Source organism: Arthrobacter pullicola, from assembly GCF_014836875.1.
GTDB classification, from domain to species: domain Bacteria; phylum Actinomycetota; class Actinomycetes; order Actinomycetales; family Micrococcaceae; genus Arthrobacter_B; species Arthrobacter_B pullicola.
The window spans coordinates 290,502-303,039 of the sequence record NZ_JACSQC010000005.1 but is presented as its reverse complement, the minus strand read 5'-3'; the positions used below and the strand labels follow the sequence as shown (position 1 = coordinate 303,039).

Here is a 12,538-nt window from a genome sequence, read left to right as displayed (position 1 = left end):
ACGGCCGTCAACCGCACCCCTGTTTCCGGCTCCCCTGCACTGTCCCCCAGGCGTTCACGCAAACTGCCGCCCGTCTGGCTCCTGAGCGCCGGGCTGCTGGTCCTGGCACTGGCAACCTTCGCCTCGGTGGCGTTGGGAGCCCGGCCGCTTTCACTGGAAACCGTGCTGCAGGCACTGGTCAATCCGGACACTGCCAATGGCGACCACGCCGTGGTGCTGAGCCGGGTTCCGCGTACTGTTGCGGCCCTGCTGATTGGCGCGGCGCTGGGGCTGGCGGGAACCGCACTGCAGGGCATGACCCGTAACCCGCTGGCGGACCCGGGGATCATGGGCCTCAACGCAGGGGCGGCCTTCGCCGTCGTCACCGCCATCTACGTCTTCGGAATCACTTCCTTTACCGGCTATGTCTGGTTTGCCCTGGCCGGCACCGCGGTTGCCGCGCTGATTGTCTATTCCGTGGCTTCACTGGGCCGGGAAGGCGCCACGCCGGTCAAGCTGGCGCTGGCCGGTGCGGGACTGACGGCCGGACTGACCTCTTTGCTCTCCGCCATCCTGGTCACCAGCCGGCAGACGCTGGACACTTTCCGTTTCTGGCAGGTCGGCACCGTTTCCGGCCGCGGCTGGGACGTCCTCCTTCCACTGATCCCCTTCCTTGCCGTGGGTGCAGCCATCCTGCTCGCCTCCGGGAGGCTGCTGAACGGACTGAGCCTGGGGGACGACGTCGCGCGCGGACTTGGACAGAACGTCAACCTCTCCCGCGGCATCATGGCCGTCGGAGTGGTGCTGCTCTGCGGTGCCGCAACAGCTGCCGCAGGGCCCATCGCGTTCCTGGGCCTGGTCATCCCGCATCTGGTGCGCGGGCTAACCGGTCCGGACTACCGCTGGATCCTGGTGCTCTCCGCCGTGCTCGCACCCGTGCTGCTGCTGGTGTCCGACGTCGTCGGACGGCTGATCCTGCCCCCGGGCGAGGTGCCGGTCGGTATTATGACTGCTGTCATTGGCGCACCCGTCTTCATTGCCATCATCCGACGGCGGAAGCTGGCAGAACTGTGAGCGCCGCACCCGTGCTGCACCAGGACCGAACCGCCACCGCAGCCGTCCTCATCCGCGATGTCAGGCGCCGGACGGGCCGCCGCCGCCAGGTGGTGCTGGCCTCCCTGGCCGGCGCCGTGGTGATCCTCTTCTTCGTCTACGTGCTGCTGGGAAACTACACCGTTACCATCCCCGACTTCCTCCGGATCCTGGGCGGGGAAAAGATCCCGGGCGCCACATTCATCGTGATGGAGAGCAAGCTTCCGCGTGCCGTGACGGCCGTCCTGATCGGTGTCGCGTTCGGTGTCTCGGGACACCTCTTCCAGACCATGCTGCGGAACCCGCTGGCCAGCCCGGACATCATCGGCATCAGCTACGGCGCGAGCGCAGCGGCCGTAGCCGCCATGGTGGTCTTCGGTGCCACCGGGGGAGCGGTCTCGATCGCCGCGCTGGTTGGAGCCACAGTGATCGCCGTGGCCCTCTTCCTGCTCAGCCGCAAGGGCGGCGCGGCCGGAGCGCGGCTGGTCCTGATCGGCGTCGGGTTCGCCGCTGTGCTGCAGGCCGTGGTGAACTTCCTGCTCACCCGCACCGATGTGCGCACGGCCGCCGATTCGCTGGTCTGGCTCACCGGATCCTTAAACTCCGCCTCCTGGGAGCGCGCCGGGACTGTGGCCGCCGCACTGGTGGTGCTGCTGCCCGCAGCCATGCTGCTGGGCCGCCGGCTCCGGATCCTGGAACTGGGGGACGACTTCGCCGCAGGGCTGGGGCTCCCCGTCGAAGCCACCCGTGCCGGCCTGCTTTTCACCGGCGTCGGCCTCGCTGCCGTGGCCACCGCTGCAGCCGGACCGGTGGCGTTCGTGGCCTTCCTGGCCGGGCCCATTTCCCGCCGGCTGCTCGGCGGACGCGCTTCGCTGCCGGCCGCCGGGCTAACCGGCGCCCTCATCCTGCTCGCTGCAGACTTCGTGGGGCACAACCTGGTGCCCGGAACGTCGCTGCCCGTGGGGGTTGTCACCGGTGCGCTGGGCGCACCCTTCCTGCTGTGGCTGCTGGTCAGCTCCAACCGTGTTGGCCGAGGAGGCTAAAGCATGCAGAACAAACTGGGAGCACAGGACCTGGTCCTGTCCTATGAAGACAGGAAGGTGGTCGACGGGCTCAGCGTCGACCTGCCGCCCGGACAGATCACCGTCATCGTGGGTGCCAACGCCTGCGGCAAATCCACCCTGCTCCGCGGGCTGGCACGCCTGCTAAAGCCGGCCGCCGGCGTCGTGCAGCTCAACGGGCGGGACATCAACGCGCTCCCCAGCCGCGAGGTGGCCCGCACGCTTGGTCTGCTCCCGCAGACTCCCAACGCCCCGGACGGCATTACAGTCGCGGATCTGGTGGGCCGCGGACGCTACCCGCACCAGGGCTGGTTCCGGCAGTGGAACAGCCGCGATGATGAAGCCGTGGCAGCCGCCTTGGAAGCCACCGGCACGCTGGAACTCGCCGGACGCGACGTCGATGAGCTCTCCGGCGGGCAGCGCCAGCGGGTCTGGATCGCCATGGCGCTGGCCCAGGAGACGGACATCCTGCTGCTGGACGAGCCCACCACCTTCCTGGACGTCACCCATCAGGTGGAGGTCCTTGACCTGCTGACCGATCTCAACCGCCGGTCCGGGACAACCGTCGTAATAGTGCTGCATGACCTGAACCTCGCGGCCCGCTACGCCGACCACCTGATCGCGATGAAGGCCGGCGCGATCGCCGCGCAGGGCGACCCCGCAACGATCGTCACCGCGGCGCTGGTCCGTGACGTTTTTGGCCTGGACGCCTCGGTGATCCCGGATCCGGTTTCCGGGACACCCATGGTGGTTCCGGTCGGCAGGCACCACTCCCGCAGGCACCGCGAACCGGTGCCGCCGGTCACCGGCTACCTGCCCAACCCGCACGACACCCGCACGGAAAACCGCAATCCCCTGGAGGCAGCTTCATGACCGGCATACGTACCCGCACGTCAGCGGACGCAGTGAAACCGCGCCGCCAGGGTGCCAATGCCGCGGTCAGCGCCTTCGAGGTTGAAGTCCGTTCCGTTCGCCGGCTCAGCGCCAACTTCCAGCGGATCACGTTCGGCGGGGAATGCCTGCGCAGCTTCGGTGTGCAGGGGCAGGCGGATGACCTGCGAATCAAGGTCGTTATCCCACCGGCTGCAGAAGACGGGACGCGGCAGCAGCTCCCCGAACTAAACTGCGACGACGCTGGCTGGTACCAGAACTGGCTCGCGATGGATGCGCAGCAGCGCGGCTCCATGCGCACCTACACCGTCCGTGCCTCCCGCTGCACCGCCCCGGAACCGGAAATCGACGTCGACTTCGTCCTGCACTTCGACGCAGACGGTGTGGGTGGGCCTGCGTCCCAATGGGCTGCCGAGGCGCGGCCGGGGGACAGGGTCACGGTCATCGGCCCCAACGCGGTGCACTGCGTCACCGCGGAATCCTATGGCGGCATCGAATGGCGTCCGGGACTGGCCCAGCACGTGCTGCTGGCGGGCGACGAAACCGCCGTCCCTGCCGTAGCTTCCATTCTGGAACACCTGCCGGCCGGCATCACCGGCCATGCGCTGCTGGAAATCCCGGATGAAGCGGATGCCCAGCCGATAAGCACCGCCTCGAGCGTCGCCGTCACCTGGCTGCCGCGCGGCAGCCGTCCCCACGGAGAACTCCTGGAAGCCGCGGTCCGGGAAGCCGTTGCTGTTCCGGGGTATGCGAGCCTGGGCACTGCCGACGGCGCACCGCCGGCGACGGTGGCCCCCGGCCGCGGACAGGAACCCGAAGAAGTGGACATCGATTCGGCGATCCTGTGGGAGACCCCGGCGCGGCTGACCCCTGAAGTTGTGGAAAACTCCCCGAGCCCGAACACTCCGGCTGGCGCCCTGCCGTTCTACGCCTGGATTGCCGGCGAAGCTGCCGTGGTCCGCGGACTGCGGCGCTACCTGGTCCGGGACGCCGGGATTGACCGCAAGCAGGTCGCTTTTATGGGGTACTGGCGCCACGGCCGCGCCGAACTTTCCTGACCGGCCTGGTCACCGAAATGTCCTGACCGGGCTCTGGCCGGGTGCTTGGCCGGTTCGGTTAACCGCCAAGATGCCGCCGGCGCAGCTCGCCGATTTCCGTCTCCAGGCCTCCGGCATGCGACGGATGCACGAACTCCGGTGCATTCCGGGCTGTCGCGGGGTCCAGGAGAACCCCGAGCCGCGCCAACTCCACCATCAGCGGGATCGTCTGCAGGCCCAGCTCGGTCAACGAGTATTGGCCCTGCTTCCCGGGTGGGGTATCGGCCTTAGTGAGGAACCCGGCCCTCGTCAGGTCGGCAAGCCGCCTCGATAATACCGGGGCGCTGATCCCTTCCTCGTTGGCGGTGCAGAGCTCACGGAAGCTTCGCCGATCGTTAGCCGCGATATCCCGCAGGATCACCAGGCTCCATTGGTCTCCGATCATCTCAAGGGCACGGTTGATCGGGCAGTCAGACCGAGGCGACGTTGCTCCGTATTTCTGGAGGACAAACGCCTTCTTCCTGCTCCTGTCGCCCATCACACAGGTGAGCATGCCTGAACCGGTGCTGGGGGACCACGAGGTCCTGGTTCGGATGCGCGCCGCGGGCGTTAATCATGGTGATGAACGGCTCCGCTCTGGTGAATTTAAACAGATCTTCCCGTTCAAGCTGCCCATGGTCATAGGCAGCGAGTTTGCCGGGGAAGTCGTGGCTCTTGGCTCGAAAGCCTCCAAATTCACTCCCGGCATGCAGGTATTTGCCTATCCGAATCAGGCCCGCATGGGAGCCTTTGCGGAATTTGTCGCCGTACAGGAGGGCGATCTGGCGCTGATTCCGAAATCCACGGACGTGGTGGAAGCAGCAGCACTGCCGGTGGTCGCTCTGACGGCTTGGCAAGGCCTGGTAGAGATGGGCAAGTTGCAGTCTGGGCAAAACGTTCTTATCCACGGTGGCTCCGGCGGAGTCGGAACGGTGGCGATCCAGCTGGCAAAGCACCTGGGAGCTGTTGTTGCCACCACCGTCAGCAGCGCCAACGCAGAGTTCGTGCGGGAACTTGGGGCAGACATCGTCATCGACTACCGCACCGAAGACTTCACCGAGAAGCTGTCGAACATTGACCTCGTGCTGGATACGCAGGGCGGCGAAACCTTGAAGCGGTCGCTCGGCGTTGTCCGCCCTGGAGGTACCGTTATTGGCATTACCGGGCCTCCGGATCCTGCCTTCGCAACCCAGGTCGGCGTCAACCCGCTGGTGAAGCTGGCAATCCGGGGTTTGAGTGCCACCACCCGCCGGCGGGCCCGCCGGCTCGGCGTCACCTACCGGTTCCTGTTCATTCGGCCCAACGGTGAGCATCTGCGCAAGATCGCCGAACTTGTCGACAGTGGTGTTATCCGGCCGGTCGTGGACCGGGTTCTGCCTTTCGAACAAACCCCGCAGGCTTTCGAATCGCTCCTGTCACACGGTGCACGTGGCAAGGTTCTGGTCAGCGTGAACCCCACCGATGTCACGGCGGAGGGCAACTGAAGGGAACCCGCGGCCAAAGCGTATCTGGAACGCCTCCACGAACGCGCTACAGATCTGCCTCGTGGTGAGCCGCTCTGTGTTTCCACCCACCCAGGTCCTGTGTTTCCACCCACCCCACCCTGTTGCATTGCACACAAACCCCTCCACTGTCAACACGGCGTCGCCTAGCCTTGAAGCATCACTTGGAATTATCTGATTCCGCGCACCCTCCAGAGGCAAAGCAGTACCGACCGAACTGTTGTCTATTCAGTGGAGTGATGAATGACCGTAAACGTCAACGAGACCGTCAGGAACCTCGCTGACTCTGTCCGCCGGTACATGACTGACACCGCGGCCCGGTATCGGGCAGACGAGCACACCAAGAACACCAAGCACACCAAGAACAAGGCCGGGAACACGGCCGAACACCAGACTTTTGATGCACAGGACCGGGCAAGGGGGAAGCATGCCCGTCCCCGATGGGACAGCCGCGGAACCGAACTCGTCCGACGGATGGAGGAACTCCGGAGCCGGGCCGCAGCACTCGGCACGCCCGCACGCAAAACAGCCGCACTTGGTGCCGGCACCTCCCTGGTGCTGACCGGAATGGTCTTTGGTGTCGCAGAAGCGGCACCCCGGACCCTGGCCGACCGCCAGTCCCTGGACGCCCAGCCCCTCGCAGCTTCCCTTTCTCAGGAGGCTCCAGCGGAAGCTGCGTCTGCAGAAGCCCCGGCCGCGGAAACCCCCGCTGATCCGGCCGCCGTGGACGGAGTTGGTTCCACCGCACCCGCAGCGGAGGAGGGGCCGGTAGCCCCCGTGGACAATGTCTACGTCACCTCGCCGTTCGGCTGGCGGATCAATCCGATGACCGGCAGCGGCCTGGAATGGCACACCGGAACGGACTTCCGCGGAGCCACCGGCACCAATGTCAAGGCCACCCTGGGCGGCACCGTCACGGAAGCCGGCTGGCATACCAACGGCGGCGGCGGACTGCGCATCGTCGTGGACCACGGCGACGGAACCAAGTCCACGTACAACCACCTCAACGACATCTGGGTGGAGCCGGGCCAGTGGGTTGACGGCGGCCAGGTGATCGGCTCAGTGGGCAGCACCGGGAACTCGACCGGACCGCACCTGCACTTTGAGGTGCTGATCAACAACGAGTACGTCGACCCGATGGAGTGGCTCTAAGCCTTACCTGGGGGGCCACGGCCTGAACCATCCGCTGAACCACCCCGCTGAACCATTCGCGGAGCAGGGCCGGCTGGGCGAGTGGCCTGCCATTCGCCCAGCCGCCCCCGGCGCTACGGCTCCGGGTTCGTCAGAATGGCCGGGTCCTTTTTGCCATATGGCATCCGGATCCGCAGAGCCTGCGGATCAACGCGCATGGAGATGTGGGATGCGGTGCCGAGATGGTCGCCGTCCATCTCGAAATCCTGTTCTACGTCAGCCCAGATTTCGGCGCTCCGGCACTGGAAGTATTCCACTGCGGTGCCGCGGCCCTTCCCTCGGCGCAGCAGCCCGGCCACAACGTTCAGCCAGCCCAGGCCGCCCTTGGGCGCCATGGTCATAATGTCCAGCAGTCCGTCGTCGATTCTCGCTCCGGGGAAGACTTCCAGCCCGCCGACGATCTTGCCGCAGTTTCCGCCCATAACGCTGCGCAGGCGGCGCTGAATCGGGGTGCCGCCATCAATCGAAATCATGGTCCTGACCGGTTTCCCGGGGAGGTTCCGGATGCCCGCGTCCACGTAGGCCAGCCAGCCCACCCGGTCCTTCAGGGCGGTGTTGGTGTCGCCCATCATCACTGCGTCGTAGCCCAGGCCGGCCATGACCAGGAAGATGTCGCTGTCCACAGCCTCATCAACCTTTACATGGACCACATCAATACGGCGTTCGGTGCCGGTGAGTGCGGTCCGGATGGCTCCGGCGGGATCGTCCACCGGAACGTCGAGATTCCGTGCCAGCAGGTTGCCGGTGCCGAGGGGAAGCAGTCCCAGGGGTGTGTCCGTGCCGGCAAGCTCGGCGGCCACACACCGGACGGTGCCGTCACCTCCGGCCGCAATAACGACGTCGACGCCCTCCTGGAGTGCCTGGCGGGCCATGCCGCGGCCGGGATCTTCCTGCTCGGTTTCCAGCCACAGCGGTGCCGCCCAGCCCTCTTCGCGGCAGGCCTCATCCACCAGTGCGCGGATGTCCACATCTGTTTTCTTGGTGGGATTGATAATGACGGCGGCACGCCGGGATGCGGGAGCAGCGGCTGTTGGGAGGCCCTGAGCCTGTGGCTGGCTGGACATGGTGCCCTTCGGTGGGTGGGAGTGTTCCGGCTCCGAGTCTAGACTGCACCGGGCCTGCGGCACCTTGGTTTGCTCAGGCAACTTGTAGGCTGTGGGGGTGACTCTGACGCAGCGATACGTAGCACTTGGCGATTCATTTACCGAAGGCGTGGGGGACTGGGATCCGTCCCGGCCCAACGGCGTCCGGGGCTGGGCAGACCGGGTGGCCGAGCAGCTGAGCTTGGCGGATCCCGCCTGGGAATACGCCAATCTGGCTATTCGAGGGAAAAAACTCCGGCAGGTCATTGATGAGCAGATTGAACCAGCTCTGGCCCTGGAGCCCACACTGGTGACCCTCTACGCCGGAGGGAATGACATTCTGCGGCCAAAGGTGGACATCGATGCGATTGTCCAGGCCTACGACGGGGCGATTGGCCGGCTGCGGTCGGGAGGCGCCGCCGTACTGGTGTTCACCGGGTTCGACTCTGGTCAGTCTCCGATTTTCGGCAGGACCCGGGGCCGTACCGCCCTCTACAACGAGCTGGTGCGGGAAGCTGCCGACGCGCACGGAGCGGTGCTGGTCGACTACTGGAGGATGAAGGTGCTCCAGGATGAGCGGTACTGGGACACTGACCGTCTGCATATGTCTCCTGCCGGCCACATCCTCACCGCCAAGAAAGTCCTGGAAGTGCTCCGGGCCACCGACGCGCTGGATGTCCCGGAACTCGACAGCCTGCCCGCACTGGACCGGATCCAGCGGTTGAAGCACGATGCGCGGTGGGCACGGGAGTACCTCGGACCCTGGGTCGGCCGCCGCCTGAGGGGGGTGTCCTCAGGGGACAACCTGAGTGCCCGGTATCCGTCCCCCGTCAGTCTCCGCCCGGCGGACTGAGCGGCTTCGGGGGCCTGCCGAAAACCTGAAAACCGGCCACGCGTGGCTCAATTCACAACGAGTCACATTTCTCCTGATTCACGGCGAATGACAGCAGGACGCAATTCACAATTAGCGTCATAAGCACCCTTAGGATTCGGCATTTGACCCGAAATTTCCTAATATCGATGGTCTCCCTGGCCTGTCCCGGGGAGGTGGATGCTTTGTCCCGAGCAGATGACCTCTAGAGAAAAGGCCCAAATGCAGCAAGAAGCACCTGACCACAGTGCAGCCCCGCCCGGTTCCGGCGGGCCCCGGATGCAGCGCAAGCCCCTGCGCAATCCGCTGCGTAAGCGCCGCCTCGAAGTCGAAGACGTAAACGTCGTCGACCACTCCATGATGAAGAAAGCGGTCAGCGGAACCGTCGTCGGCAACACCATGGAATGGTTCGATATCGGGGTCTACGGCTACCTCGCCGTCACGATGGGTGCCGTGTTTCTGTCCGACGCTGATCCTGCCGCGCAGCTGCTCTTCAGCCTGGGTGTCTTCGCTGTCACGTTCATCGCCCGCCCGCTTGGCGGAGTGATCTTCGGGCGGATCGGTGACCGCATCGGCCGCCAGAAAACGCTTGCCACCACGCTGATCATGATGGCCGCCTCTACTTTCGTCATCGGCCTGCTGCCCGGCTACGCCCAGATCGGCATGGCGGCTCCGGTGCTGCTCGTGCTGATGAAGCTCATTCAGGGGTTCTCCACCGGCGGCGAGTATGCCGGTGCCACCACCTTCGTCTCCGAGTATGCGCCGGATAAGCGCCGCGGCTTCCTGGCCAGCATCCTGGACCTTGGCAGCTACATGGGCTTCGCCCTCGGCGCCCTGACGGTCTCCATCCTGCAGATGACGCTCAGTCAGGAGACCATGCTGGACTGGGGCTGGCGCATTCCGTTCCTGATTGCCGGCCCTCTGGGCGCCATTGCCATTTACTTCCGGCTGAAGATCGAGGAGTCCCCGGCCTTCCAGGCGACCCTGGACGCCCAGGAGGAGACTGCTGCCGCAGCGTCCGGCGCAGCGGTGGACAAAGATGCAGTCGCGCAGGGCACCTTCGGGATTTTCCGCACCTACTGGCGCCCGATCGTACTGGCCATGGTCCTGGTGGCTGCCGCCAACACCGTTGGCTACGCTCTGACCTCCTACATGCCGTCCTACCTCACCGATTCCAAGGGGTACGACCCGCTTCACGGCACCCTGCTGACTATTCCCGTGCTGGTGGCCATGGCGCTGTGTATCCCGCTGACCGGGATGCTCTCGGACCGGATCGGCCGCCGTCCGGTCCTGTGGATGGGCGCCGGTTCCACGATCGTGCTGGCCATTCCCTCCTTCCTGCTCATCGGCATGGGGCCTATCTGGTCCACGCTCCTGGGCCTGGCTCTGCTGGCCATCCCGGTCACCTTCTACGTGGCCAACCTGGCGTCATCCCTGCCGGCGCTCTTCCCCACGGCCAGCCGTTACGGAGCCATGGGCATTGCCTACAACTTTGCCGTTGCGATTTTCGGCGGCACGGCTCCGCTGATCATGCAGGGCCTGATCACCCTCACCGGTGATGACATGATGCCCGCCTACTACCTGATGGTGACGTCGGCTGCCGGGGCCATTGCCATCGGAATCATGAAGGAATCCGCCAACCGGCCCATGCCCGGCTCCATGCCGAGTGTGGCCACGGAAGCTGAAGCCCGTGAGCTTGTCGCGACGCAGGACGAGAACCCGCTGCTCGACGTCGACTCCCTCCCGTTCAACACCGTTCCGGATCCCGGGGCCTCCGAAACCGATCCGGCTCAGGCGAAGGGAGAGCCGGAGAGCGTCCGCTAGACCGCTCCGCTGCCGGCCCCCTTCCCCGAACTCAGGGGGCCGGGCATTCCCTTGAAGGCTCAAGTGCCGTGAGAGAATTGCGCGCATGACCGAACCGCAGTCCGAACCCGCCCGCTGGCTCTCTCCCGAGGAGCGGCAGGCTTGGCTTGCGCTTTACGCCGTTGCCACCCGGCTGCCCGGGACCCTGGATGCGGACCTGTTCAAACGGGCCCGGATCACGCTCTTCGACTACCACGTCCTGGCCATGACTTCGGAGTCGCCGGAGAAGCAGCTGGCCATGAGCGAACTCGCCCTCCGGTCCAACGCCTCCCTGTCCCGCCTGTCCCACGTGGTGAAAAAGCTCGAACAGCGGGGCTGGATGCGCAGGTTCCCTTCCCCCAAGGACGCCAGGGTAACGACGGCGGCCATCACCGAGGAGGGGATGGCCGCGCTCATCGAGCTGGCACCGGGGCACGTGGAGTCTGTCCGCAATGCCGTCTTTGACGCCCTGGACGATCGTGACGTGGCCGACCTGGCACGGATCGGCGGCAAGATCCTGACCCTGCTTGATCCGGCCGCGGCCCGCCCGCTGGCCCCAACCGAAGGACCCTGAATGCGCCAGCCGAAGGTACTGACCATCATTCTCGCCGGAGGGGCCGGCGGCAGGCTGGGAAGCCTGACCGACACCCGGGCAAAACCGGCCATGCCGGTGGGCGGGTCCTACCGGCTGATCGATGTCCCGCTCTCCAATCTGCACAACTCCGGGCTCAGCGACGTCTGGATCGTTGAACAGTATGAACCCAAGTCGCTGAATGACCATCTGGTCAGCGGGCGTCCGTGGGACCTGGACCGGACGAATGGAGGGCTTCGGGTCCTGCCGCCCTACCAGGGCTCCGAGGGCGAGGGCTTCGCCCAGGGCAATGCCGATGCCCTGTACCGGCAGGTGGACTATATCCGCGAATTCGATCCGGACCTGGTCCTGGTGCTCAGTGCAGACCACCTGTACCGTCTGGACTACCGCGATGTCATTGCCACCCACCGTGAGGCCGCAGCGGCGCTGACCGTGGTGACATACCGGATCGGCAACAACCCCTCGGACCACGGCGTGGCAGAGGTGCGCGACGGAATCGTCACCGGCTTCGAGTACAAGCCGGAGAAGCCCAAGACGGATCTCATTGCGGCGGAGATCTTCCTTTACGACGCCGAAACCCTGCTCACGAGCCTCGAGGAGCTCGTGGAGCGGGATGGCCAGCTGGAGGACTACGGCGACCAGCTGCTGCCCTATCTTGTGGAGAAGGAAAAGGTTGTTGAGCACCGGCTCGAGGGGTACTGGCGGGATATGGGGACGCCGGAAAGCTACCACCAGGCGCACATGGACCTGCTGGACGGACATGGAATGGTGTTCGATGACCCTGCCTGGCCCATCCTCTCGGCGACTCCGCGCCGCCTTCCGGCCTTTATTGGGGCAGCAGCCCGGGTGGAAACCAGCTTGCTGGCCCCGGGCTCCAGGGTCGACGGCATACTCACCCGCAGCGTGGTCGGACCGGACTGCGACATCGAGGCTGGAGCGGATGTGCATGGCTGTGTCCTGCTCGACGGCGTGCGGGTCCGCAGCGGCGCCCGGCTGAGGAACATGGTTGTGGACTCAGGTGCGGTGATCGGCGGGGCAACGGACCTTGACGGAGCCGCAGAAGACCCCGAAACGGGAATTGCCGTGGTCACCGCCACGGGCGCGCTGGAGAAGCCATCGGCGTAACCGGCACCGTCCGCCCGGTTTGGATCAAACGCGGTCAACGTCTAGGATAGAAAGGCGTTAAGTCACGTCCATGATCTGGTTTGCTCCCTCCGGGGTGCAGAGCAGGACATTTGCGTGGCCGCCCGTATAAACCTAGAATTGAAGGCTGTCACAGCGGATTTCCGTTTGGCTGCCTGAACTTCACCGTCTTCCCCGCGGCGAGGCACTTCGGCTGGATCTCACCCCGCCAGGTCA

At 65.6% G+C, this 12,538-nt stretch carries 12 protein-coding genes; 10 read left to right on the top strand and 2 right to left on the bottom strand.

The annotated features are described in order from the left end of the window. The first annotated feature begins 39 nt into the window (after positions 1 to 39). The 4 genes from H9638_RS12610 (at position 40) to H9638_RS12595 (ending at position 4,081) form a co-directional block, all read left to right on the top strand. A complete protein-coding gene (locus H9638_RS12610; protein WP_225217399.1) occupies positions 40 to 1,053 on the top strand; it encodes a FecCD family ABC transporter permease in 1,014 nt (337 codons plus the stop codon). An 89-nt stretch (positions 1,054 to 1,142) separates the two neighbouring features. Further along, entirely contained in the window at positions 1,143 to 2,114 is a 972-nt protein-coding gene (locus H9638_RS12605; RefSeq protein ID WP_404799666.1) for a FecCD family ABC transporter permease, read from the top strand. Positions 2,115 to 2,117: 3 nt separating this feature from the next. Then, positions 2,118 to 3,005 carry an ABC transporter ATP-binding protein gene (locus H9638_RS12600; protein WP_191747802.1) on the top strand — a complete coding sequence of 296 codons (888 nt, stop codon included), beginning with the start codon at positions 2,118 to 2,120 and terminating at the stop codon, positions 3,003 to 3,005. Further along, entirely contained in the window at positions 3,002 to 4,081 is a 1,080-nt protein-coding gene (locus H9638_RS12595; RefSeq protein ID WP_191747800.1) for a siderophore-interacting protein, read from the top strand. Before H9638_RS12600 ends, H9638_RS12595 begins: the two co-directional genes overlap by 4 nt. A 58-nt stretch (positions 4,082 to 4,139) precedes the next feature. On the opposite strand, the gene H9638_RS12590 is transcribed toward H9638_RS12595, so the two are convergent. Continuing rightward, entirely contained in the window at positions 4,140 to 4,505 is a 366-nt protein-coding gene (locus H9638_RS12590; RefSeq protein ID WP_191747799.1) for a winged helix-turn-helix transcriptional regulator, read from the bottom strand. 106 nt (positions 4,506 to 4,611) lie between these two features. Between H9638_RS12590 and H9638_RS12585 the strand changes: the two genes are divergently transcribed. Together H9638_RS12585 and H9638_RS12580 are read left to right on the top strand one after the other, a co-directional pair. Continuing rightward, a complete protein-coding gene (locus tag H9638_RS12585; protein WP_191747797.1) occupies positions 4,612 to 5,583 on the top strand; it encodes an NADP-dependent oxidoreductase in 972 nt (323 codons plus the stop codon). 261 nt (positions 5,584 to 5,844) lie between these two features. Beyond that, positions 5,845 to 6,753, top strand: coding sequence for a M23 family metallopeptidase (locus H9638_RS12580; RefSeq protein WP_191747795.1), 909 nt, complete (start codon positions 5,845 to 5,847; stop codon positions 6,751 to 6,753). A gap of 113 nt (positions 6,754 to 6,866) precedes the next feature. On the opposite strand, the gene H9638_RS12575 is transcribed toward H9638_RS12580, so the two are convergent. Next, positions 6,867 to 7,856: a diacylglycerol/lipid kinase family protein gene (locus H9638_RS12575; protein ID WP_191747793.1), complete on the bottom strand. Its 990-nt coding sequence runs from the start codon at positions 7,854 to 7,856 to the stop codon at positions 6,867 to 6,869. Between the two features lie 97 nt (positions 7,857 to 7,953). Here H9638_RS12575 and H9638_RS12570 point away from each other — a divergent pair, with 97 nt between their 5' ends. The 4 genes from H9638_RS12570 (at position 7,954) to H9638_RS12555 (ending at position 12,304) form a co-directional block, all read left to right on the top strand. Next, positions 7,954 to 8,727 carry an SGNH/GDSL hydrolase family protein gene (locus H9638_RS12570; protein ID WP_191747791.1) on the top strand — a complete coding sequence of 258 codons (774 nt, stop codon included), beginning with the start codon at positions 7,954 to 7,956 and terminating at the stop codon, positions 8,725 to 8,727. A gap of 297 nt (positions 8,728 to 9,024) precedes the next feature. After that, complete coding sequence (locus tag H9638_RS12565; protein ID WP_225217396.1) at positions 9,025 to 10,569, top strand: MFS transporter; 1,545 nt, start codon at positions 9,025 to 9,027, stop codon at positions 10,567 to 10,569. Positions 10,570 to 10,654: 85 nt separating this feature from the next. Further along, complete coding sequence (locus tag H9638_RS12560) at positions 10,655 to 11,161, top strand: MarR family winged helix-turn-helix transcriptional regulator (protein WP_191747787.1); 507 nt, start codon at positions 10,655 to 10,657, stop codon at positions 11,159 to 11,161. Continuing rightward, complete coding sequence (locus tag H9638_RS12555) at positions 11,162 to 12,304, top strand: glucose-1-phosphate adenylyltransferase family protein (RefSeq protein WP_191747786.1); 1,143 nt, start codon at positions 11,162 to 11,164, stop codon at positions 12,302 to 12,304. The last annotated feature ends 234 nt before the right edge of the window (positions 12,305 to 12,538 follow it).